Annotated in this window: 21 protein-coding genes; 10 read left to right on the top strand and 11 right to left on the bottom strand. The window is 64.5% G+C overall.

Features of this window, described 5'->3' with window-relative positions; genetic code table 11:
• Positions 1-8: 8 nt before the first annotated feature.
• The 3 genes from NY08_RS10075 to NY08_RS10065 all read right to left on the bottom strand — a co-directional run bounded on the left by NY08_RS10075 (position 9) and on the right by NY08_RS10065 (position 4,543).
• Entirely contained in the window at positions 9-608 is a 600-nt protein-coding gene (locus NY08_RS10075; protein ID WP_045196157.1) for a sulfite oxidase-like oxidoreductase, read from the bottom strand.
• Positions 599-3,181, bottom strand: coding sequence for an AMP-binding protein (locus NY08_RS10070; protein ID WP_082074011.1), 2,583 nt, complete (start codon positions 3,179-3,181; stop codon positions 599-601). Before NY08_RS10070 ends, NY08_RS10075 begins: the two co-directional genes overlap by 10 nt.
• Before the next feature lie 69 nt (positions 3,182-3,250).
• The gene (locus NY08_RS10065) at positions 3,251-4,543 is read right to left on the bottom strand and encodes a competence/damage-inducible protein A (RefSeq protein ID WP_045196155.1); all 1,293 of its coding nucleotides are present in this window, start codon (positions 4,541-4,543) and stop codon (positions 3,251-3,253) included.
• Between the two features lie 91 nt (positions 4,544-4,634).
• Between NY08_RS10065 and NY08_RS10060 the strand changes: the two genes are divergently transcribed.
• Positions 4,635-5,042: a DoxX family protein gene (locus NY08_RS10060; RefSeq protein ID WP_045196153.1), complete on the top strand. Its 408-nt coding sequence runs from the start codon at positions 4,635-4,637 to the stop codon at positions 5,040-5,042.
• A 209-nt stretch (positions 5,043-5,251) separates the two neighbouring features.
• Here NY08_RS10060 and NY08_RS10055 read toward each other — a convergent pair whose 3' ends face one another.
• Entirely contained in the window at positions 5,252-5,872 is a 621-nt protein-coding gene (locus NY08_RS10055; RefSeq protein ID WP_235387153.1) for a hypothetical protein, read from the bottom strand.
• Between the two features lie 164 nt (positions 5,873-6,036).
• On the bottom strand, positions 6,037-6,192 hold the full coding sequence (locus NY08_RS26250) for a hypothetical protein (RefSeq protein WP_176459362.1): 156 nt from the start codon (positions 6,190-6,192) through the stop codon (positions 6,037-6,039).
• Positions 6,193-6,309: 117 nt separating this feature from the next.
• Between NY08_RS26250 and NY08_RS10050 the strand changes: the two genes are divergently transcribed.
• The 5 genes from NY08_RS10050 (at position 6,310) to NY08_RS10030 (ending at position 11,598) form a co-directional block, all read left to right on the top strand.
• A complete protein-coding gene (locus tag NY08_RS10050) occupies positions 6,310-6,957 on the top strand; it encodes a hypothetical protein (RefSeq protein ID WP_045196149.1) in 648 nt (215 codons plus the stop codon).
• Positions 6,958-7,084: 127 nt separating this feature from the next.
• Entirely contained in the window at positions 7,085-7,744 is a 660-nt protein-coding gene (locus tag NY08_RS10045; RefSeq protein WP_045196147.1) for a response regulator transcription factor, read from the top strand.
• A 28-nt stretch (positions 7,745-7,772) separates the two neighbouring features.
• The gene (locus NY08_RS10040) at positions 7,773-9,146 is read left to right on the top strand and encodes a sensor histidine kinase (RefSeq protein ID WP_045200106.1); all 1,374 of its coding nucleotides are present in this window, start codon (positions 7,773-7,775) and stop codon (positions 9,144-9,146) included.
• Between the two features lie 123 nt (positions 9,147-9,269).
• Entirely contained in the window at positions 9,270-10,634 is a 1,365-nt protein-coding gene (locus NY08_RS10035) for an MFS transporter (protein ID WP_045200104.1), read from the top strand.
• 25 nt (positions 10,635-10,659) lie between these two features.
• Entirely contained in the window at positions 10,660-11,598 is a 939-nt protein-coding gene (locus NY08_RS10030; protein WP_045200102.1) for a TAXI family TRAP transporter solute-binding subunit, read from the top strand.
• A gap of 9 nt (positions 11,599-11,607) precedes the next feature.
• On the opposite strand, the gene araA is transcribed toward NY08_RS10030, so the two are convergent.
• From araA to araB, 3 genes are read right to left on the bottom strand one after another with little or no spacing between them, the layout of a single operon-like run.
• Positions 11,608-13,092 carry an L-arabinose isomerase gene (gene araA / locus NY08_RS10025; protein ID WP_045196145.1) on the bottom strand — a complete coding sequence of 495 codons (1,485 nt, stop codon included), beginning with the start codon at positions 13,090-13,092 and terminating at the stop codon, positions 11,608-11,610.
• Between the two features lie 37 nt (positions 13,093-13,129).
• Positions 13,130-13,807 carry an L-ribulose-5-phosphate 4-epimerase gene (locus tag NY08_RS10020; RefSeq protein ID WP_045196143.1) on the bottom strand — a complete coding sequence of 226 codons (678 nt, stop codon included), beginning with the start codon at positions 13,805-13,807 and terminating at the stop codon, positions 13,130-13,132.
• A complete protein-coding gene (araB, locus tag NY08_RS10015; protein ID WP_045196141.1) occupies positions 13,804-15,477 on the bottom strand; it encodes a ribulokinase in 1,674 nt (557 codons plus the stop codon). The genes NY08_RS10020 and araB overlap by 4 nt, the downstream gene beginning before the upstream one ends.
• Before the next feature lie 272 nt (positions 15,478-15,749).
• On the opposite strand from araB, the gene fdhA reads away from it, so the two are divergent.
• Positions 15,750-16,967, top strand: coding sequence for a formaldehyde dehydrogenase, glutathione-independent (gene fdhA, locus NY08_RS10010; RefSeq protein WP_045200100.1), 1,218 nt, complete (start codon positions 15,750-15,752; stop codon positions 16,965-16,967).
• Between the two features lie 96 nt (positions 16,968-17,063).
• Positions 17,064-17,267, top strand: coding sequence for a zinc-ribbon domain-containing protein (locus tag NY08_RS10005; protein ID WP_045196139.1), 204 nt, complete (start codon positions 17,064-17,066; stop codon positions 17,265-17,267).
• A gap of 320 nt (positions 17,268-17,587) precedes the next feature.
• On the opposite strand, the gene NY08_RS10000 is transcribed toward NY08_RS10005, so the two are convergent.
• Positions 17,588-18,745 carry a beta-ketoacyl synthase N-terminal-like domain-containing protein gene (locus tag NY08_RS10000; protein WP_045196137.1) on the bottom strand — a complete coding sequence of 386 codons (1,158 nt, stop codon included), beginning with the start codon at positions 18,743-18,745 and terminating at the stop codon, positions 17,588-17,590.
• 191 nt (positions 18,746-18,936) lie between these two features.
• Here NY08_RS10000 and NY08_RS09995 point away from each other — a divergent pair, with 191 nt between their 5' ends.
• On the top strand, positions 18,937-20,544 hold the full coding sequence (locus tag NY08_RS09995; RefSeq protein ID WP_045196136.1) for a sensor domain-containing protein: 1,608 nt from the start codon (positions 18,937-18,939) through the stop codon (positions 20,542-20,544).
• Between the two features lie 113 nt (positions 20,545-20,657).
• Positions 20,658-21,590, top strand: coding sequence for an arabinofuranosidase (locus NY08_RS09990; protein WP_045196134.1), 933 nt, complete (start codon positions 20,658-20,660; stop codon positions 21,588-21,590).
• 14 nt (positions 21,591-21,604) lie between these two features.
• Here the strand turns inward: NY08_RS09990 and NY08_RS09985 are convergent, their stop codons facing one another.
• Together NY08_RS09985 and NY08_RS09980 are read right to left on the bottom strand one after the other, a co-directional pair.
• Positions 21,605-22,630 carry a phosphotransferase family protein gene (locus NY08_RS09985; RefSeq protein ID WP_045196133.1) on the bottom strand — a complete coding sequence of 342 codons (1,026 nt, stop codon included), beginning with the start codon at positions 22,628-22,630 and terminating at the stop codon, positions 21,605-21,607.
• Positions 22,627-23,838 carry an acyl-CoA dehydrogenase family protein gene (locus NY08_RS09980; RefSeq protein ID WP_032394250.1) on the bottom strand — a complete coding sequence of 404 codons (1,212 nt, stop codon included), beginning with the start codon at positions 23,836-23,838 and terminating at the stop codon, positions 22,627-22,629. Before NY08_RS09980 ends, NY08_RS09985 begins: the two co-directional genes overlap by 4 nt.
• Positions 23,839-23,873 lie beyond the last annotated feature (35 nt).

The raw sequence follows: 23,873 nt of genomic DNA, 5'->3' as shown, positions 1-23,873 counted from the left end.
ATGTCACGTCAGTCGCCCTGGTATCGCTGCTCGCGCCACGGATCCCCGTAGTCGTGGTATCCACCACGCTCCCAGAAGCCTTGCTCGTTCTCCACCGTGAGCTCGATGCGTGAGATCCATTTCGCGGATTTCCAGAAGTACAGATGCGGAACGAGAAGCCGTGCGGGACCGCCGTGTTCGCGAGCCAGGGGAGCGCCGTCGAACTCGGTGACCAGCCAGGCCTTCCCGTCCCTGAGGTCCTCCAGGGGGAGGTTGGTGGTGTAGCCGTCGAACCCGTGCACCACGACGAAGCCGGCATCGGTGTCGAGTCCGTCCAGCAGAACGTCGAGGCTCACACCCTTCCACGTGGTGTCGAGCTTCGACCATTTGGTGACGCAGTGGATGTCGACGGTCGGGCTCTCGTGCGGAAGTGCCGCGAATTCGTCCCAGGTCCAGCTTCGAGTGTCGCCGCGTTCGGTGGCGATCGAGAAGGACCACGTGTCGGTCGCGACCACCGGCGCGGGCCCGATCGCGAGGACGGGAAAGTCCTTGGTCAGGTACTGACCGGGGGGAGTGCGCCCGTCGTCGCCGCGTCGTCGGCCCACGAAGCCCTTCGAGATCAATGCCATGGTGCCAAATTGTGCGCTCGTGGTCGGGAGTCTGACAAGTCGGACGCGCGTTGTCTCGGGAGGCCCGCGAATACGTCGACGATTCGACTTCGGAGGGAAAGTGCGAATTCGACCGCCTGCCAGTAGAGAATCCCGACGACGATCGACAGGGCGAATGCCAGCCAGGGATGGTCGTCGCGCAGCGGCAGATAGACCTGGAAATGGGTGAGGTAGATGAAGAGGGAGGCGCTCGCCAGAACTCCTGCCACCCGCCCCAGCAACGCGGGGAACGGAACCGACGACAGCCATACCACCATGCACAGGCCGATGGTGACGATGATTTCTCGTTGCGTGTCGCCGAAGAAGAACCCGGGAACGGTGGCCACGATGGCTACCGTGACACACAGGCGTTGCCGGATCGTATTTGCCTGCGCCGCAGCCCAACCCAACGCGAACAACCAGAACACCACCGACGCGGTCAGGATGCGGTTGGGGCTGTCGTCGATGTCGACCAGCCCGTACCGGGTGAGGAGTCCGAGGCCCACGAGGCCCATCGGGAACCAGAACGCGTGACGACGTTCGAGCCGATCGAGCCACGGAACGGACAGTGTCGCGGCAGCCGCGAGCACGATGTACACGATCGCCTCGACGAACCAGTATCGCCATTCCGCGGACCACCCGTCCGGGCCGAGGATCCCGTTGAGCAGAAATGCACTGGTGATTCGATAGTCCCCGGTGAGGGCAATGACGAGTCCGATCCACACCATGCTGGGGATCGCTATCCGCGCGACGCTTCGGAGCACACGTCGTGTTCGTTCGGTGCGATCTGCGGCCCCGAGGTGAAAGCGGGCGAAGTTGTAGCCAGCTATCCCGAGAAGCACGTGAGCCCCGCCGAGTACCGCGAACAGGTGAATGTGCGAGCCGACGATCAGCAGGATCGCGAGGGCGCGCAGCAGAACGTTCGTCTCCACTCGGTGCCAGCCGCGGCGTGAGCGCGGACCTCGATCGAAGTCTCGCACCGGTGTGGTGTGCCAGTTTTCGGGCAGATGGCCGAGCATGGCCTCCAGCCGCAGGGACATACGGACGTACGACAGCGAGTCACCGCCCAAACTCACGAACGTACTGTCGTCCTCCACCTGTGAGCAGTGCAGGATCTCGGCGAACAGAGCCTTCACATCGGCGGTAGGTGGGACGGTGTCCGACGTGACGAGATCCTGCCGGGCAGCGATGTCCGCCACCGCTCGCAGATCGGGTTTACCGGTGGGCGTTCGCGGCACTCGGTCGACGAGACACACCCGAACCGCTGCAGCGGGAAGGCCACTGGTTTGCGCGGCAGTGCGGCGGACGGCGTCGATGTCTCCGCCCTCCATGACGACGACCAGCTCGTCGACACCACCGGTGCAGCATGCCGTGAAACCGTGCTGCGCGAGCGCGGACTCGACGCGCTGCAGGTCGATACGCAGGCCGAAGGCCTTCGCGAATCGACTTCGGCGGCCCACCACCTCGTAGAATCCGTCGTCCGTGAGTCGCGCGAGATCGCCGGTGTGCAGTTCGCCTGCGAGGGTGTCACCGAGGCGAAGGTCGTCGGGACTCTCGGCGTAGCCGAGCATGACGTTCGGCCCCGAGTAGACGAGTTCGCCTGTCCCACTGGGACAGTCGTCGACCGTCTCCAGTCGGAAGGCTCCCCCGGGGATCGGACGGCCGATGGTGTGTGGGTGAGTGGCGGCCAGATCGGATGGCAGATAGGCCATTCGGGCGGTTGCCTCGGTCTGCCCGTACATGACGAACAGGTCCCATCCCCGTCGTCGACCGAGCTCGGCGTACTTCCGGACGCGGTCCGGCGGCATCTTGCCACCGGCCTGCGTGATGTAGCGCAGATCGGGCAGATCCAGCTCCTCGAACCCCATCCGGTCGAGCAGATCGAAGGTGTACGGCACGCCGGCGAACGTCGTTCCGCGCTGGGTCCGCACGAGGGTCCAGAAGTCCGGATCGGCGACGGACGAATCGGTCAGAATCAGTGCGGCACCGCGCAGGAGGTGGCTGTGCACGACCGACAATCCGTAGCAGTAGTGCATGGGCAGGGTCGTCGCTGCTCGGTCGGTGGCCCGGATGCCGAGATATTCGGCGATCGACTCGGCGTTGGACTGCACGTTTCGGTGTGAGAGTCGGACGAGTTTGGGCGAACCGGTGGAGCCGGACGTGCTCAGAAGCAACGCGAGGTCGGGGTGCAAGTGGTGCGCGGGCCGTCGGTCGTCCTTGTCGACGACACTGCGGCCGTCGACGGTGCGCACCACTACATCGGGCCGGTAGGCGTCGATCAGGCCGTCGAAGTGGCCAGGATTCTCGCCCGGAGCCATCAGCACCGGATGCCCGGCCCGCAACGCCGCCAGATACGTGACGATCACGTCGACGTCGTTGGAACCGGCGATCAGCACGAGACGACGCGTCGTTCCGAGTTCCGATGCCCGATGCTCGACGCGTTCGTCGAGGTCACGGTAGGTGAGCGTCTCGTCGGTCGTGATCAGAGCAGGGTCGTCACCGAAGCGGCCGAGGTCGCGCGCGAAGCGCACGCCGGGGCGGTCGAGGTAGGTCATCTCGCTGAGCACCGACGGAGTCTATATAAGGAATGCCGAACCTAACTAGACGGCAGTGCGCAGCAAGCTTCAGGCGTCGGTCGCCGGCTCCAACGTGTCGGCGAGCATGTGCATTGCCGCGGTGGTGGACAGTGCACGCACACTTGCCCGGTCGCCGGGGAGATGAAGGGTGCGGGTGACGGTCGGCCGGCCGGTGGAGGCGATGGCAAAACAGACGGTGCCGACCGGTTTTGCCTCGGTGCCCCCGCCCGGGCCTGCGACTCCACTGGTCGATACCGCGATGTCGACGTTCAGTCGGTTCAGCGCTCCCTCGGCCATCAGCGCGGCCACCGGCTCGCTCACGGCTCCGTGTTGCTCGATGACCTCTGCGGGGACGTCGAGCAGGCCGGTCTTGGCCTCGTTGGCGTAGGACACCACCGCGCCGATGACGTACGCCGACGATCCTGCGCGATCGGTGAGACGTGCGGCGATCATCCCTCCGGTGCACGATTCTGCCGTGGCGATGCGATGCCCGGACAGACGGTGTGCCACGATGTCGTCGATCGTGGAACCATCGGTCGAAAAGACCTGTGTGCCATGGATTTTTTCGATGAGACGTTCGAGATCGGCGTAGGCAGTTCTCGCCGACTCGGTATAGCGGGTCACCATTTCGAGCTCGCCGAGGCTCAGACAGGTGGTGATCTCGAGATCGCCGAATCCCGTGATCTCGCTTTCGGCTGTCCGCAGCGTTGCGGCAAGGTCGGCCTCGGACAATCGATAGCCGCGAATGGTGTCCTGACGCATGTGCGTGCGGCGTGCGAGAACCTCGGCGACGGGTGCGCTGTCGAGGGCCTCCGGCCACATCGCCTGCAGTTCGCGAGGTGGGCCGGGCAGGATGAGGACGGCGGGCAGTGATCTGGAGTCGTCGGCGGGTATCGCTACCCCGGGTGCGGTTCCGGTCGGTGAAATCGACTGCGCGCCGAGGGGAACCATCGCCTGCTTTCGGATACCGGCGCGCAGCGGCTCGGAGTCGGCTGCAGAACTCATCCGGCTTCGCCACCGTTGGACGATCGCGTGGATGCGATCTTCGAGTTCGGGGTCCAGTGTCAATTCGCGGCCGTACAGTGCGGCGACGGTCGGGACGGTGAGGTCATCGGCAGTCGGACCCAAACCGCCGGTGGTGACGATCAAGTCGACGCGTTGATCGGCCAGGAACCGAACCTGCGCCGTCAGATCGTCCGGCCGATCACCGCAGACGGTGATGTGTGCGACGTCGACCCCCATCTCCAGAAGTCGCTGAGCCACCCACGGGCCGTTCCGGTCCGTGACGCGACCGGCCAGAACCTCGGTTCCCGTGACCACCACACCTGCTCGCACAGTCATCCCTCGACCTTACTGATCGGGGCGCGGGCGGTGACTTTTGCGGTTGGCCCGGGTCCAAGAAGTGACCTCGACCGCTACCGAGGAGGCAGCCATGACCACCACCCACACCACAACGCCGGGCAAGATCGCCCCGCGGATCGGCCTCGTTCTACAGATCCTCGTGATCGTGTTTCTTCTGTTCGACGCGATCAGCCACATTCTGAATCTGCAGGTGGTGAAGGACGCGTCGGTCGACCTCGGTCTGCGCGACGAGATGGCGCCGATCACCGGCATCGTCATGCTCGTCATCTTGGTTCTCTACGCAGTTCCCGTGACGTCGATTCTGGGTGCCATCGTGCTCACCGGCTATCTCGGCGGTGCGGTGCTGACCAATTGGCGCGTCGAGAAGCCGCTGCTGAGCACAGTGTTCTTCGCGATCTACGTGGGAATCGTCGCGTGGGGAGCGCTGTGGCTGCGGGACGAACGAGTTCGCAGCATCATTCCGTTGCGCCGAACATAGAGATCGCCGCAAACGCGCGCGCGTTCGCTCGGGTGGCCGAGCTTCTCCCTGTTCACCGCAAACGCGCGCGCGTTCGCCGAATGCTCGCGGAATCGTCGACGAACTCGCGCGCGCCTGGCGAATGCGCGCGCGTTTGCCGCGACTTCGTTGTCCACGAGTCGAACTCGGGCAAGCCGGCCGTGCAATTCGAGCTCGAATCCGGCCACCGGTCAGGTTGTTTCTCCCGCGTGGGCACCGCCCGTGAACAGATGGTCGTCCATCCGAGCGTCGACGGCGATGATCGTCAGGTCGAGGTCCGGTGCTGTGGTCGATCCGTCGCCAGGAGAGCCGACGTAGACGCAGATGCCGGTTTGGACGTCCAGTCGCACGGTTTCCGGTGGTCCCGGGACCCAGTGGTCCGCCTCGAAGTCGTAGTGCCCGCTCAGCAGAGCACAGCACTCGCATCGGGCTTCGTATCGGTTCGTCGTGACGACAGTCGCCTGCCAGGCCGGTCGGCCGTGATGCTCGACGGCCCTCACCTCGGACAGTTCCGTGACCGTCTCGGTGGACGAATGATCGTGAGCAGAGCGGGTGAGTTCGATCGGGTTGAGCATGGCGATCCACTGGTAGTTCTCGTAGAACGGATCGTCGTAATCCACGAGCCATGAATCGGTGATGGACGGTAGAGCAGACACGAGGCAGTCGGAGTCGAACGTCGGTGAAGTGTCCGACGGCCAACGCCCCTCCGCCGGACTACATGCACCGTTCGAGTACTGCACGACCGTGTCGGCGAACGGCACACCAGCGCACACTCTTTCGACAACCTTGCCCTTGGCGTCCTCCACGCGCATATTTCCAGGACGACGAATCCATGCGTGAACCGGCAGTGTGTGGGGAGAAGGTAGGAGCTCGAACTCGACGGTCTTCCACCGCCACGGTGACGACTGCGCCAACCTGCGGAACTGTTCGACGGACGGTTCGTGATCACGTACCGATCATGCCGTCGACTCGCGGTTCAGTTCTGCACGTTTCCGTTCTCGGGAGGGTGTGGCACGTTCTCGTCGTCCACGTGTGCGCCCTCGACCGCGTCCGTTTCGGCGGTGTGCTCGCGTGGGCCGTCGTTGCTGCCTTCGGACGGAACTGCATCGCTTGCGTCGGTCGGCATTGTCATGAAGTCTCCACAGGGTCGGGGCGAGGAGTCGCCATAGGTTGGACACTGTGGGTGTGCCCCAGTGAGCACAGAACTACACCCCGCGACACGCAACGTTCCGAAAATGACAAGGACCGTATGACATCGACAGGCGCACGGGGCTCGGTATGGTCGACGGTTGCAGTGATCGTCGGGATTGTTGCTGTCGGCACGGTTGTTGCCGGACTGCTGCACGAACCGCAGCCCGACCCGATCACGATTCCAGGTTGCGCGGAGGTCATTCAGCCCGAGGACTCGGTGCGAGTGAACTACGCATTCGCCATCGAGGGCGACGCCGACAACTCCGAAGTGCCGTGGAGATTCGACTCCAAAGCACAGTCGATGACCGATGCCCTGATCGCGGCACTTCCCACCGGAGCGACCGTCGAACCCGAACCGTTCGCACCGACCTTCGGCTTCGACGCGGGCGCAGTACGGCAGTCGATCGACGGCGAGGCAGATGCGCTCGGAACCGTCACCGTCGGCAACCGGACCGGCACGCTGACAGTCACCGTCGGGTTGTCCGCTCAGCCCGCTGGTCCGTGCCTCGCGGGCTTCGTCGACCAGCGGTCGGAGGAATCAGACGGAACTGTGCTCGACATCCAGGACAGCACGCACACGACTCGCGTCGTTGCGAGCGCGATCGACGGCACCCGAATCGATGTGAACGCCAAGGGTGTATTGACGCTCGAGCAAGTCATCGATATCGCTCTGGCACCCGGACTTCGCGCAAGTACACCTGCTTGACGAACTGGGTGCTCCCACGGGCCGCAGCCGTGCGTTCACTACCGTCACTCAACGGCGGCATCCCGCGAATGACACCCGATGGTGAACAGTCACGTCCGCGCGCGTCCAGTGGCCTATCTTGAGTTCGATGCGAATAGCTGTGGTGGAGGACGACGACGGACTCGGTGATGCGTTGGTGGACGCGTTGACCGAGGTGGGGCACACGCCTGTCCGCATGCGCCGCGGTGCCGACGCCCTGCTCGGCTATCACGAGATGGATGTCGTGCTGCTGGATCTCGGACTGCCCGACATGGATGGCCTGGAAGTTCTCCGGAAGCTCAGGACGCTGAGTTCGGTTCCGGTGGTGGTGCTGACGGCGCGAGACGACGAGCGCTCGGTGGTGCGGGCCCTGCGCGGCGGTGCCGACGACTACGTCGTCAAGCCGGCTCGATTGGGTGAATTGCACGCGAGACTCGAGGTGGCCGCGCATCGTCGAAGCGCGGCCACCGAACCCACGGCCGACAGGCTGACGCTCGGTGACATCGTCGTCGATCTCTCCGGCCGTGCCGTCGAAGTCAGCGGACGCGCTGTTGCGCTGACCACCAAGGAGTTCGACCTGTTGGCTCATCTCGTGACGCGACGCGGTGAAGCAGTGAGCCGGGAACAGTTGATGGACGCCATCTGGGGTGACGCCTACGTCGCGATCTCACGAACGCTCGACGTACACATGACGGCGTTGCGTTCCAAGCTTTCTCGCCCGGGTGCCATCGTCACGATCCGCGGCTTCGGCTACCGCTGGGATACCTGACGTGCGGCGGCGTGTCCTTTTGGTGTTGATGATCTACTCCACTGTGGTCGTGCTTGCTCTGTCGGTTCCCCTCGCGCTGTTGGTCGGTCGCGAACGAGCCCAACGATTCGGCGAGAATCGGGCCGCCGCAGCATCGTTCTTTGCGGAACTCAGCTCGCGAGAAGACGAATCCGGTGAAGCCCGTATTCGAGAATCGGTGCAGCGCTACAACAGTCTGTACGACGAGGGAGTTGTCGTCGTCGATCGCACCGGAGGGGTGCGGGCGGAATCAGGCCTGGACGTGCAGCGTGTCGACGTCCAGCAGTCGGTGGCAGGAGCGCTGCGCAATCAGCGCGGCGACCTACCGTCGAGTCTGACGCCGTGGTCGGATTCCTCGGTGTTGATTGCCGCCCCGGTCGGTGGGGGAACGCAAGTGGACGGCGCAGTGGTGCTAGAGGCGTCCACCGATTCTGCGCGCAGGGACGTCGCGATTGCCTGGGTGGTCATCGCTGTCGGTGCCATGCTGATCCTCGCGACGGTCGCGGTGATCGCTGTTGCGTTGTCGCGCTGGGTCGTTCGTCCGCTGAGCGCATTGTCCTCGCGAGTCCATTCGTTCGGCGACAAGTTCCACGATCAGGTGTCGGTCGAGGGGTCGCACCGACTCGAGCCGGTACCCTACGTCGGGCCACCGGAGGTGCGTGAGCTGTCCAGTGCCTTCGAGGCCATGGCCGACGACGTCGAGGCCGCCACCGCTGCGCAACGTCGATTGGTGGCCGACACCGCCCATTCTCTCCGGAACCCACTGGCAGCATTGCGAATTCGGATGGACGTGCTGGGAATGCGGGTGCCGGATTCGGCGACCGATGCGCACCGGCGGACCACACTCGAGGTGGATCGTTTGAGCTCCGTGGTGGAAGGTCTGCTCGTTCTCGCAGCTGCCGAAACCCCGGCGAGCACCCGGTCTCCCGGCTGCGATCTCGGTGCGGTTGTCGCAGATCGAGTCGAATTCTGGTCCAGCACGATAGTCGTGGCGGGAATGACCGTTCACGTCTCGGAGCCGGATGCCGATGCGGATTGTCGCGTTGCAATGTCGGAGGACGACCTGACTCGAATTCTCGACGCTCTGCTGAGCAATGCAACCAAGTACGCCGGCTCCGGCTCCGGCATCGAGATCGACTATCGAAGCAGTGACGCGGACGTCACGATGTGGTTGTCCGACAACGGACCGGGCGTGCCCACCGACGAACTCGGCAAGGTCGTCGATCGGTTCTATCGAGCGTCCGGTTCGCACGGCGACGGTACCGGTCTGGGTCTGTCGATCGTCCACGCCCTGACCGAGCGAGCCGGCGGATCCCTTCGGGTCATGGAGCGTCGGCCAGTGGGACTGCGGATCGAACTGCGCCTTCCGAAAGTCATTTCCTAAGGGAGTGTTAGGAAATCCGAAACGGCTTGGTTCCGGCTGTGCTTGCCGTCACAGTAGGGAGGCTTCGGTTGCCGATCGTTGACCGGCAGCCCAACTGTCCGCTGAATGTGGAAGGACCAAACCATGGCCAACGAGGCCACCTCGATCACCGGTTCGACGCTCCCGAGTCCACCCGTCTCCTCTCGCGCTGCCACCCGCCGTGCCGTCTTCAACACGTTGCGGGGGTCGTCCGGAAATCTGGTCGAGTGGTACGACGTGTACGTCTACACCGTCTTCGCGACGTATTTCGAGAATCAGTTCTTCGACTCCGCCGACAAGAACTCCACCATCTACGTGTACGGGATCTTTGCGGTCACGTTCTTGATGCGACCGGTCGGGTCGTGGTTCTTCGGCCGCTACGCGGACCGCAACGGGCGCAGGGCTGCACTGACGTTCAGCGTCTCGATGATGGCGGCGTGCTCGCTGGTCATCGCGCTCACTCCCGGACGGGAGAGCATCGGCGTATGGGCCGCCGTGATCCTGATCCTGTGCCGGCTGGTTCAGGGCTTCGCCACCGGTGGTGAGTACGGTGCGTCGGCGACGTACATGTCCGAGGCCGCCACGCGCGAGCGTCGGGGATTCTTCTCGTCGTTCCAATACGTCACCCTCGTCGGTGGGCATGTGCTCGCACAGGTGACTCTGCTGCTGATGCAGGTGTTCCTCGAGCGCGAACAGATCGAGAACTTCGGTTGGCGCATAGCCTTCTTCATCGGCGGAGTCGCGGCAGTGGTGGTCTTCTGGCTGCGCCGCAGCATGGACGAATCCTTGACCGAGGATCGACTCGACGCCGTTCGCAGCGGTGCGGACAAAGCCTCCGGTTCCTTGAAGGAGTTGGTCGCCAACCACTGGCGGGCGTTGCTGATCTGCTTCATGGTGACGGCCGGTGGCACCATTGCGTTCTACACCTACAGCGTCAACGCACCCTCGATGGTCAAGACCGCGTACGAGGACCGGGGGATGACCGGTACCTGGATCAACCTCGCCGGCCTGGTCTTCCTCATGCTGCTGCAGCCCATCGGCGGAATGATCAGCGACAAGGTGGGCCGCAAGCCGCTGCTCGTCTTCTTCGGTATCGGAGGCGTGCTGTACACCTACGTACTCATCACGTACCTGCCGACGGCGACGTCGGTGGTGCAGTCGCTCGCCCTGGTGTGCGTCGGCTACGTCATCCTCACCGGCTACACCTCGATCAATGCGATCGTCAAAGCAGAGCTGTTCCCCTCTCACGTCCGCGCACTCGGCGTCGGCTTGGGATACGCACTCGCCAACTCGGCCTTCGGTGGCACAGCACCACTGATCTACCAAGCCGCGAAGAACGGCGAGCACGTGGGTTGGTTCATCCTCTACGTGACGGTCGTGATCGCCATCTCGCTGCTTGTGTACATCTTCGTACTGCGCAACAAGTCCGAGACCGTACTCGACCGAGAGCAGGGTCGAGCGTTCCAGTGACCTGTGACGCCCTACAGTGACTGACATGGCCGAGCATGCAGCGTCGCTCTCGCGTAGAACGGCGCTGCAGGCCGGTCTGTTGGCACTGAGCGCTGCTTTCGCGGGTGCCTGCGCCTCGGATCCGCCGATGCAGCTGCGCCTCGCTGCAGGCGAGGTCGGTGGCTTCTTCTGGGAGTTCGCCGGACTGCTGTCCGAATCTGTCGCGAAAACCGCTGTAGCGCAGATTGTTCCGCTCACCTCGGCCGGCTCCGTCGACAACCTCGAGGCACTGGGTTCTCGGCAGGCCGAGCTGGCACTGACGCTCATGGACGCTGCTTACAGTCATCCGAGCGGAGAGCTGGCGGCAGTCGGGTGCGTCTACGAGAACTACTTCCAAGTGGCCGTGCGAGCAGACTCGACCATCGAGTCCGTGGACGATCTGCGAGGACGAAACGTGAGCATCGGTGCCCCGGGATCCGGTGCCACCGAAGTATCTCAGCGAGTCCTCCGCGCAGCGGGTGTTTCGGAAGACGGTGCTGTCGAACAGGTTCAGCTCTCGATGAGCTCAGCGGCAGATGCCCTGACGGCCAACGAAGTCGACGCCGTGATGTGGGCGGGCGGGTTGCCGACACCGGCATTTGCCCAGCCTCGAGCCGCGATTCGTCTACTCGATCTGGGTACCGTCGTCGCTGATCTCAGACGCGAATTCGGTACCGCGTACGAGGCTGTGCTGGTACCGGCAAACGTGTACGGCGAACATCCGGAGGTGACCTCCGTGGGCATTCCGAATCTTCTCCTGGCACATCCGGACGTGCCGGACCGCGTTGTCGCTGCGCTGGTGGGTGTGCTTCTCGATCAGTCGTCCGGGCTGGTTCCCAGCCAGGCGATCGGCAGCCAATTTCTCGATGCGCGGTCGCTGGTCATGACCGGCAGCATCCCCCTCCACCCCGGAGCCGAACAGGAATATCGCAGACGACATGGATGATCGCCGACCTCACAACCTCGCTGCGAGTCGGTGGTAGGCCGCGTTCCATCGCAGTGTCTGTTGGAATCCACGCGTGGTGGTGCCCGCATCGATGGTGAGCAGTTCGACGCCGATCATGTCCGAGAATGCCTCCAGCACAGGCAGACCGATGGCGGTGCTCAGAACCGTGTGGTGGGGCGCACCGGCCGTCAGCCAGGATTCCGCCGACACCGCGAGTGAGGGCTGCGGTTCCCACACAGCGCACGCCACGGGTAGTTTCGGCAGCGCCTCGTCGGGCTCGACGACGTCGATCACGTTGGCTGTCAATCTGAATCGTTCACCGACATCCGAGAGTCCGACGACTACGCCGGGTCCTGGATCGGCGGTGAATCGCAGTCGCACCGGGTCTTCGCGGCCACCGATGGACAGTGGATGGATCTCCAGGGTGGGCCGCGAGGCGGTGATCGACGGGCACACCTCGAGCATGTGTGCGCCGAGGATCTTCTCCGCACCGGGAACGAGGTTGTAGGTGTAGTCCTCCATGAACGACGTTCCACCGTCGAGTCCCTCGGCCATCACCTTCATGCCGCGCAACAACATCGAGGTCTTCCAGTCACCCTCGCCGCCGAAGCCGTATCCGTCGGCCATGAGGCGCTGCACTGCGAGCCCGGGCAACTGACGAAGTCCGCCGAGATCCTCGAAGTTGGTGGTGAAGGCCTTGAATCCCCCCTCGGTGAGGAACTGCCGCAGCCCGGCTTCGACACGGGCACCGTAGCGGAGGGATTCGTGACGGTCACCGCCCTTGTCGAGGCTCGGTGCGATGTCGTAGGACGAGCGGTATTCGTCGATCAGGTCCGAGATCGCCGAGTCGCTCACTCCGTCCACCACCTCGACCAGATCGTTGACGCCGTAGGTGTTGACGGAGACTCCGAATCGCAACTGCGCTTCGACCTTGTCGCCTTCCGTCACTGCGACGTCGCGCATGTTGTCGCCGAAACGTGCCAGGCGCAGTGACCTCAGCTCCGCTCGGCCGAGGGCCGCTCGCACCCACTGCTCCGCACGCTCCACAACCGCGGGATTGTCGACGTGGCCCGCCACGATCGTGCGCAGAACCCCCACCCGGGACTCGACGTGCCCGAACTCGCGATCACCGTGGGCGGCCTGATTGAGGTTCATGAACTCCATGTCGATCGTGGACCAGGGCAACGACATTCCCGCCTGCGTATGCAGGTGCAGCAGCGGAACGTCCAACGCATCGAGGCCGGCGATCCACATCTTGGCGGGGGAGAAGGTGTGCATCCACGTCACCACGCCCACGCATTCGCCGGCGGCATTGGCCTCGCGCATGGTGCCGAGGATGGACGACGCGTCGAGCAGAACCGGCTTCCAGACCACCGAGACAGGAAGTGCCGCATCGAGTTTGTCCGCGATCTCGCGAGACTGGGCTGCTACTTGTTCGAGGGTCTCGGGCCCGTAGAGGCTTTGACTACCGGTGAGAAACCATACTTCGGACATGGGAGTACCTCCGTGGAGAGAAGATTCGGCGCGCCGGTCAGCGCTGGCCGTAGACGTTCTGATAGCGGTCGTAGAGCGCGTCGACCGATGCGCTCGGAATGCGAAGTGGCTGTCCCAGTTGGTAGGACAGATGTACCGATCGCGCGACGTCCTCGCACATGACAGCCGCCTTCACCGCCGATCGAGCGGTGGGTCCCACCGCGAACACACCGTGGTTCTGCATCAGCACGGCGGGAGATCGACTGTCCGCGAGGGTGTCGACGATGCCGCGGCCGATCGAGTCGTCGCCGATCGTGGCGAAGGGTCCGACCGGGATGTCTCCGCCGAACTCGTCCGCGCACATCGTGGTGACCACGGGAATCGGTTCTCCTCGGGCCGCCCACGCCACCGCGTACGGCGAATGTGTGTGCACCACACCGCCGATGTGATCTAGGTGTCTGTAGACGTAGGCCTGCGCTTCGGTGTCCGATGACGGCGCATGGTCACCCTCGACCACCTTGCCGTACAGATCGCACACCACCATGTTGCCGGGCGTGAGATCGTCGTACGAGACGCCACTGGGTTTGATGACCATCAGATCCCGGCCCGGAACCCGCGCCGAGACGTTGCCTGCCGTCCACACGACCAGTCCGTACCGCATCAATTCGGCGTGCAGGGTGCAGACGTCGCGGCGGATCTGCTCGATGGCCTCGCGCACGTCGTCGACGACGGTCATCGTGCATCCACCCTTCGGGTCAGCGCGTCACGTCGCAGTGCTCGCAGACGGCGCATGGTCGGCACGTCCCGGCCGAACCGGTCGTGCAATCCCAGATAGATCTCGAACAGGGAGTCGTAGGCTTTCGATCGCGATTCGTCGGGCACGAAAGCGGCCCGGTGTACCTTGCCCATCGACTTCGAGGCGACGGGCACGTCCGGGTAGCACCCGGCCGCCACCGCCGCGTGGATGGCAGATCCCAGAGCAGGTCCCTGTGCGGAGGCGATGACCGACAACGGCATTCGCAGCACATCGGCGTAGATCTGCATGAGCAGCGCGTTGCGTGCCAACCCGCCGGCGACGACGAACTCCTCGACCGGGACGCCACTGTTGCGGAAGGTTTCCACGATGACGCGGGTTCCGAATGCCGTTGCTTCGAGCAGCGCACGGTAGGTGTCCTCGGGACGCGTGGCCAGCGTTGTCCCGACGACCAGGCCGGAGAGCTCGTGATCGACCAGAACCGACCGGTTCCCGCTGTGCCAATCGAGCGCGACGAGTCCGTGCTCGCCCACGTCCTGCGCCTGCGCGAGGCGGGTCAGGTGCTCGTGCACCGACTCACCTGCCGCAGCAGCCGCCTCGCTGTACGCCGCGGGAACCGAAGTGCGCGTGAACCATCCGAAAATGTCGCCTACGCCGCTCTGGCCTGCCTCGTAGCCGAACGATCCGGCGACGATTCCGCCGTCCACAACCCCGCACATGCCGGGAACTTCCTTCAGGACGGTCGAGCTCATCACGTGGCAGGTCGAGGTCCCCATGATGGCGACCATTCGGCCCGGTTCCACCGCTCCGGCCGCGGGTGCCGTCACGTGCGCATCGACGTTGCCGACGGCGACGGCTATGCCCTCGGGAAGTCCGGTCCATCGCGCAGCCTCGGCGGTCAACGTACCTGCACGAGAACCCAACTCGCCCAGAGGCTGATCGAGCTTGTCGGCGACGAAGGAACCGAAGCCCGGTGCCAGTTCGGTGAGGAAGTCCACGGACGGGTAGTGCCCGTCCTGATAGATGCCCTTGTAACCGGCGGTACAGGCGTTGCGTACGTAGTGTCCGCACAGTTGCCACACGATCCAATCGGCGGCTTCGACCCATCGGTCCATCGCGTCGTAGATCTCGGAATCTTCCTCGTGAATCTGCAGTGCCTTGGCGAACTCCCATTCCGAGGAGATCAGTCCGCCGTAACGAGGCAGCCAACTCTCACCGCGACGCGCGGCGAGTTCGTTGATGCGGTCCGCCTGCCCCTGTGCCGCATGGTGTTTCCACAATTTCACGTACGAGTGCGGTCGATCGGCGAAGCGCGGATCTTCGCACAGCGGAGTGCCGTCGGCGTAGGTGGGCACCATGGTGCACGCGGTGAAGTCGGTGGCGATGCCGACCACCTGCTCGGCCTCGATGCCCGCAGCGGCCAGCGCGGCGGGTACCGCCCGACGCAGGACGTCTCGATAGTCGTCCGGTACCTGCAGGGCCCATGCGTCGGGCAATCGGACCGTGCCGTCGGGCAGCGTCTCCTCGAGCACTGCGTGTCGGTAATCATGTACTGCCGAGGCGATTTCGGTGCCGTCGGACACCCGAACGACGACGGCGCGTCCGGACAGGGTGCCGAAGTCGACCCCAACCGTGTATCGGTCAACCGGCATTCAGATCTCCTTCGTGGGTCACCGACTGTGACGTGTGCAACACAGTGTGAGCGCTAACATCGTGTCGAGTCAAGTGCCTGCATCGCGAAGTGGGCGGATCCGACACGGTGCGTTCGTCTCGGGTGGTCCTTGCCGCCTATGTCCGGATCGGGGTTACTCGCAGCGCTCGCATGCGCGCCTGTGCATACTGGTGTGATGCGGGCCATATGCGCGATCAGTTCGATGATCTCGGCCCGCCGGTCGCGCAGCTCACTCACCGAAGAGGAGAACTCATGGCAGACAACAGAGCAGTGACGTACGCAGGACCAGGCAAGGTAGAGGTGCAGGACATCGCTTTTCCGGGCCTGGAGTTGACCGACGGCCCCGGAGTGAATCCGGCCAACGTCGGACGCAAGTGCGAGCACGGAGTGATTCTGAAGGTCGTCTCGACCAACATCTGCGGCAGTGACCAGCACATGGTTCGTGGGCGCACGACCGCGCCCGAGGGGCTGGTGCTCGGCCACGAGATCACCGGCGAAATCGTCGAGGTCGGACGCGACGTCGAGTTCCTGAAGGTGGGGGACATCTGCTCGGTTCCGTTCAACATCGCCTGCGGGCGGTGTCGAAACTGCAAGGAGCGCAAGACCGGAATCTGTCTCAACGTCAACCCCGATCGACCTGGCTCGGCCTTCGGCTACGTCGACATGGGCGGGTGGGTGGGCGGACAAGCCGAGTACGTCATGGCACCGTACGCAGACTTCAACCTGCTGAAGTTCCCCGATCGTGATCAGGCTCTGGAGAAGATTCTCGACCTGACCATGCTCTCGGACATCTTCCCCACCGGCTTCCACGGAGCGGTCACCGCAGGAGTCAAACCCGGTGCGACGGTGTACATCGCGGGCGCGGGACCGGTCGGCCTCGCTGCTGCGGTCGGTGCGCAGTTGCTGGGAGCGTCGGTGGTGATCGTGGGCGACATGAACGCCGACCGGTTGGCCCAGGCGCGAACGTTCGGCTGTGAGACCGTCGACGTGGGCAAGGGTGCACCGCAGGATCAGATCGAACAGATTCTCGGTGTGCCAGAGGTCGATGCCGCGGTGGATGCGGTGGGCTTCGAGGCCCGCGGTCACGGTGGAGATTCGTCGAGGGAGGCCCCGGCCACGGTTCTCAACTCGCTCATGGACATCACCACGGCAGGCGGCGGCATCGGCATCCCGGGGTTGTACGTGACCGGCGATCCCGGCGGCGTGGACGAGGCTGCTCAGCGCGGAGCTCTGTCGCTCAGCCTCGGCACCGGTTGGGCCAAGTCGCTGTCGTTCGCCACCGGGCAGTGCCCGGTGATGAGCTACCACCGCGAGTTGATGAATGCGATTCTGAAGGAACGTGTTTCGATCGCGAAGGCGGTGAACGCGACGGTCATCACCCTCGACGACGCACCGCGGGGCTACCGCGAATTCGACAGCGGAGTCGCTCAGAAATTCGTCATCGATCCACACGGCATGATCGCGAGCTGACACCAACCCTGCCGGCACGGTCACAGTCGAGAAGAACGCGACGGTGACCGTGCTGCGCCGAGTTCGGCGGATGTTCGTGACACCTATGCTGGGGTGATGTTCCTACTCTTCGGTTTCGGCAGCAAGCGCAAACACGTCGGCCCAGGCTCGACGCGGACCTGCCCGCGGTGCCACAACGCCACGCAGTGGGCGCGCATGAAGCAGTACCAGCAATTCACGCTGTTCTTCGTCCCCGTTGCTCGGTGGAAGCGGGTCCAGTTCGAGCAGTGCGGAATCTGTGGCGAGGCAGTGTCGGTGTGAAAGCCTCCAATGTCCTCGGCTCGTGAACATCGCCGAGGACTACGCGGCATGGAAAGCACTCGGCCCCGGTGGGCTACCCGCCAACATGGTGGGGTGGGCAATCACCAAGATTGCATCCGCTGGCCGGCCGCCCACCGATCGGACTTCCCGAGCCCTACGTCCTGCGGTACTCGCCTCGAGACCGTCACGACGTCGAGCAGATCACCCGGATCCTCTATCGCATTGTCGAAACTGCCGTCAGCACAGGCTGATCGCTCGATCGCCGAGCGGCGCTCGTGAGCTCGGCAGCCCACGCGAGCTGCCGAGCCCCCGATGACGACTCATGCCGGTGCCAGCACCACCACCGAGTTGTGTCCGCCCATTCCCAGGGACGATTTGACGGTCAAGCCGGGCTCCGCAGCGGTGAAACCGTCGAGCAGCAACGGGTGCGCGTCGGATACCTGCGGGGCTGCGGGCACGAGTCCACGCTCGAATCCCATCACCGCAGAGATGGTTTCGATCGCCGACGCCGCGCCTTGGCAATGTCCGGTCAACGGCTTCACCGAATACACCTGCGCGTGGGAGTCCAGCACCGTCTCCAACATGGTGGTTTCCGCTGCATCGCACTGCGCGGTGCCGGGTCCGTGGGCGTTGAGATACCGCACCTGCTCGGCAGTGACGTCGGCGTCGGCCAAGGCCTGCTCGAAGCAGTCCCGCACCTGGGTGAGCGCAGGGTCGATCGAGGTGGCGTGAAACGCGTCGTGTGTCATCGAACCGCCCAGCACCCGTGCGTACGACGCCGAACTGCGCGTCGACAGTACGAATGCCGTTGCGGCCTCGCCCATTCCGAAACCGCGGCTACCTTCTTGGAACGGCCGGCAGCCTTCCTGCGGCTCCACGTCCACGACACCGACGCCGAGCTTGACGAAGTGGTCGATGTTCTCCGGAGTCAGGGACAGATCCGTGGCGACGAACACCACGTCGTCGACGAATGCCGTATCGAGCCACATCTTGGCGGTGAGCAGACCGGCGTTGCCCGACGCGCACATCGCCGAGACGTTCATCGCCGGGCCGTGAAAGCCGTATTCCTGCATCAACAGCGACACCGGGGTAGACGGCATCAGCGTCAGGTAGTCCCGAACACGGCGTTCTCCGCCGTCGCGCAGATAGAAGTTGCGCCACTCGTCCACTTCACCCAGGACGACGGCATGGATCAGACCCACCCGTCGACCCGGCTGCCAGCCACGCGCCAACGCATCTTCGACGGCTTCGCGTGCGGCCCCGCGAAGTGCACGCCCGAATCGACTCGATCCGTCGTTCTCGTCCCCGCCGTCGGGAACTTTCGCGAGCCACACCGGATTGTGCCCGGGTCTGGTCTGGTCGTGGTGCAGGGTGGCCGCCGCCTTGCCGGTGAAGAGGCCGTCCCACAGTGCGGATGCGCCCCAGCCGTAGCCGGACAGCGCGCCGATCCCGGTGATGTCGATGCCATGAGAGCTCATCGTCGAAATCCATTTCTTTTCGAGGTACGCGAACCGGATTCGGCTCGCTCCTCGATTTAGCCCGGTAAACCGGCATCGGGTCCAGCCGAGAAAGAGGCATAGCGCCCGAATCGGGCGGTACACTCCAGAGGTGCCTCGGCAGGTGGTTCAATCGGGTGTTGACCGTCCGTCTACGAACGCGAGGACCGAGCATGGAATCAGGGGAGCGCAACAGCGTCGGCGACCCTGATTCACGTGCAGCGTCGCCAGGACTGGCGGATCGATATCGGGTTCTCGTCGAACATTCACCGGATGCGATCGGAGTCCACCGACGAGGCGTGATGGTCTACCTCAACCCCGCCGGAATGAAGTATCTCCGTGCCCGGAGTGCCGCCGACGTCATCGGCCGCCCGATCACGGCGTTCATCGCCCCCGAGTCCGTTGGGCCCATGCTCGAACGGATCGCCGCCCTCGACAGGCACGGCACCGCCAGTGCAGCGTCGGAGGCGACGGTACTGGCCCTGGACGGGACGGTCCTGACAATGGAAGCGGTGTCGGTTCGCACGGTCTGGAACGGCGAGCCGGCATACCAGGTGATACTTCGGGATCTCACCGAGCACAAGGCTGCGCAGAGGGCGCTGCAGAAGCAAGCTGCACTGGTCGAGCACGTCAGCGACGCCATCATCGGGGTGTCCGCCGACGGTCTGGTGTCGAGTTGGAATCCCGCCGCCGAGTCGGTCTACGGACGACCGGCCGCGGACGTACTCGGGCGTAGCGTCTCGCATGCGGTGGGGGTGCCGTGCGATCCGGCGGCCATTCTCGGTCTCGGTGGTCGGCTGTGCGAGTCGCATCGGCACGCGGACGGATCGGCGCTGGCCGTGATGGTCTCCGCAGCCCAGATGCCCGACGGTTACGTGTTGGTCTGTGCCGACCAGAGCGCGGTGCGCAGAGTCGAGGAACACTTCACCGCCGTCGTGGAATCGCTGGAGGCGGGGGTGGTGGTCCTCGATCACTCCGGCCGCATCGAATCGGCGAACCTCGCAGCGAAGACGATTCTCGACATTCAGGTCGGAATGGCGACGGCAGGACAGGCGTCGGTCCTTCCGTTTCGCGTGTACGGCACCGACGAGGGGCCGATCGAGCCGCACGAGCACCCGGTCGCCGTCACCAGCAAGACCGGACAACCCTGCCAGGCCGTGATCGGAATCGAACGGCGCCGGGACGGCCGACACTTCTGGTTGTCCTTGACGGCGACGATGCTCACTGCATCCGACCCGACCCCCTCGGTCGTCGCGACGTTCGTCGACATCACCGACACCTATCGGATGAGCATGAAGCTCGAGCATGCGGCCACACACGACGACCTGACCGGCCTGCCGAACAGGCCGTTGATCCTGGCTCGTCTGGACGAGCAGTTGTCGGAGTCCGATCGCGAGGACTCGATGGCCGTGCTGTTCATCGACCTCGACAACTTCAAGACCATCAACGATCTGTACGGTCACACCGTCGGCGACGCCGTTCTGGGTGTGGTCGCAGACCGTCTGACGCGAGCCCTTCCGGCCGAGGCCTTCGTGGGGCGTATCGGAGGCGACGAGTTCGTGGCCGTCGTTTCGCACTGTGTGGGGACCGAGGCCGACGACGTACGCGCCGAACTCGCCACACCGATCACGGTCGCGGGGCGGGTGTTGACGGTGACTGCGAGCATCGGCGGCGTGACCGTCGACCGCGACGACACCCGAAGTGCCCTGGACATACTCGACGATGCCGATCACGAGATGTACCAGGCCAAGCCGATCACGCAGTATATTTCGCATTCATAACAACATCAGTAGCAATCTGTTGTTTCTGTTACCGAAGGTACGCATGGTGCGTGCGACTCGGACATACTTCGTCGGTGATATCGACCGCGCGCAGGTTCCTTCTCGTCGTACCCATGGTGATCCTGGCGGTCGCCGGGTTGCTGTTCTCTGCTGCAGGAACCGGTGCCGCTGCACCCTCTGTGTGGCGCTACACGATGGTGGCGTTCGGTAACGACAGCGATCGAGACATGGATGTCTACGAATCCGGCGACGGCACCGATTTCACAGCGCTGCAGACAGCGGCGTACCGACCCCCGTCCGGAGTCGTGCGTGACGCGAGCATATTCCGGCACACCGACGGTATGTACTACGTGACGTACACGACCGGCGGCGGTGCGAACATCGGCTTCGCGCGCAGCAGTGACCGCGTGAACTGGACGTTCCTGCAGAACTTCCCGATTCCGTTCTGCTGCGCTTTCCTCCCGGGCACCGGAGCCGGTACCGGCTCGGCCAGCCCATCCGGGTTCAGCGGATCGGCCGGCTTCTCGGACGGACCGTCGTTGTCTCCGTTCACCACGAAGGCGTGGGCACCGGAGTGGTTCGTCGAGGGAGACCGTGTCAGCGTCATCGTGTCCCTGTCCACCGGCGGTGGGTTCGTGCCGTATCTGATGACGGCCCTGGATCCGGGCCTGAGGATGTGGAGCTTTCCGGTTCCGTTCGTCGGCATCGGAGCCGACCACATCGACACCACTGTGGTGAAAGTGGGGCCGACCTATCACACGTTCACCAAGAACGAGACCCACAAGGTCATCGAACACTGGACGGCGCCGTCGTCGATCGGTCCGTACACCCTCGTCCCCAGCCGCGATTTCGGGCCACTGAAAGAAGGTCCGACCGTCATCGAATTACCCGACGGTACATGGCGGTTGTACTACGACGACTACACCAACAGAAAGTACTTCTACTCCGACAGCACCGACGGGTTGAACACCTGGTCCGAGCCTCGGGAACTCCCGGGTGTGTCGGACACCGTCCGTCACGTCGGTGTGATGAGAGAGCCCGCCTGACAGTGGTTTTCGCGTCAGTCGGTGGCTCCTGCGAGTGCCCGTAGCCCGGCCGCGATGAACTCCCCGGTGGCCTCCGCGGCATTGCCTGCACCGGCCCCGGTGTCGGAGCCCGACAGCGCGCGGTGGGTGATTCCCTCACCGATCACTCCGAGCTTGAAATTGGCCAGGGCGAGGTAGAAGCCCCAATCATGAAGTTCTCGACCGGATTCCACTGCGTAGTGTTGTGCGAGGTCCGCCGCGGACGGGTATCGATCGCTCGTCCATGCAGCGTCTGCGCCGAGGACCGCATCGAAGACCGGTTGGCGGTAGATGCACATCAGTGCGACGTCGGTCAGGGGATCACCGAGCGTCGACATCTCCCAGTCCACCACCGCAGCAACGGAACCGACGTCATCGGCGTCGAGAATGGTGTTGTCGACACGATAGTCGCCGTGCACGATGGACGACGCAGATCCCGCCGGTACCGCCGCTTCGAGCGCGCGATGCAATCGGTCGACATCGGGCAGGTCGCGAGTCTTGACTCGGTCCCACTGCCGAGCCCACGTGGCGACCTGCCGCGCGACGAAACCGTCGGGTCGGCCGAAGGTACCCAGGCCGACGGCGTCCGGATCCACCGCATGCAGTCGCGCGAGAACTCGAACCAGCTCCGCGGCGTTGGCAGTGACCTGCTCGTCCGTCAGATCGTCGAGATCTTCCCGCGTGCGGACCACTCGGCCGGGGACGAACTCCACGACGGTCATGGGCGCACCCAACGTGGAACCGTCTCGGTCGAACGCGACGGTGCGAGCGACCGGTACATCGGTGCCCGCCAGCGCCTCGGTGACGGCCCATTCCCGGGCCATGTCGTGCGCGGAGGGCGTCAGCCCACTGGTGGGAGGTCGACGGACGACCCAGGTCGAGGTGTCGTCGAACGCCCGGTAGGTGAGATTGGACCGACCGCCGCTGATCATCTCGACCGACAATGCGCCGTCGACGTCGATTCCGTGTTCTCGAAGAAACCTCTCCAGCGCAACGAGATTCATACCGGGCAGTTCGCTCACGCCTGTGCCTCCCGCGCTGCGCGCTTGGCAGCACCGATCGTCCGCTTGGCGATGGCCCACCGGTGTACCTCGGACGGGCCGTCGTAGACCCGGAACGGGCGTACTTCGCGGGAGAGCCTGGCCAACGGAAGATCGTCGGAAACCCCGAGGCCGCCGCACATCTGGATACTGCGGTCGACGATACGGAAGATGGCCTCGGCAGCGAACGTCTTCGCGATCGACGTCTCGTTGGCCGCGTGCCCACCTCGATCCAACTCGAAGCACGCCACCGTCAGCAGCGCCCTGGTGGCCGCGATGTCGATCTCGTTGTCCGCGACCATCTTCTGCACCATGCCGAGGTCTCCGAGCTTTCCGCCGAATCCCTCGCGCCGGGCAACCTGCGCGACGGCGATGTCGTGCGCACGGCGGGAGGCTCCGAGCCAGCGCATCACGTGCGTCATCCGGGCAGGGCCCAATCGAACCTGGGCGTAAGCGAATCCCTCGTCGACGGCACCGAGCACGTTCTCGTCGGGCACGAACGCGTTCTCGAAGAACACCTCGCAGTGACCGCCGATCATCGCTTTGTCCAAAGTACCGATGTGTCGGCCGACCCTGATTCCCGCGGTGTCGGCGGGTGCCAGGAACATCGTGGCCCCGCCGCGATCGCCGGGCGCGCCCGAGGTGCGGGCCATGATGATGAAGAAGCCTGCGCCGTCGGCTCCGGTGATGAACCACTTGTGCCCGTTGATCTTCCAGCCACCCTCGACTCGCTCGGCGGCGGTGGTGAGTGCCGCGGGATCGGAACCGGCACCCGGCGCGGGTTCGGTCATCGCGAAAGCCGACCGCACGTCGCCGCGCGCGAGCGGAGCGAGAAACTGCTCTTTCTGCGCTGCCGACGCGATGTGAGCGAGCATGTGCACGTTGCCTTCGTCGGGGGCTCCGAGGTTGAGGGCGATCGGACCGAACAGCGAGTATCCGGCTTCCTCGAACACCGGTGCCCGGTCGCTCATCGACAGCCCGTGGCCGCCGTACTCGACCGGCGCGTGCGGCGCGAACACGCCTGCGTCCTTGGCGGCCGCCTGCATCTCGATGCGTAGATCGTCACCTCCGGCGTCGGCGACGTTGCCCAGGAATCGGTCTTCGATGGGAAGCACATGATTGCGGGTGAACGTGCGTGTCCGATCGATCAGCTTCTCGATGTCGGGGTCGTACGTCAGATCGATGGCCACGATGCGCTCCCATTCCGATACCGACCGAACACTCG

The sequence above is a fragment of the Rhodococcus sp. B7740 genome (assembly GCF_000954115.1).
Classification (GTDB): Bacteria; Actinomycetota; Actinomycetes; order Mycobacteriales; family Mycobacteriaceae; genus Rhodococcoides.
Note: the sequence above shows the minus strand (reverse complement) of the source record. Positions and strands in the feature narration are given on the sequence as shown.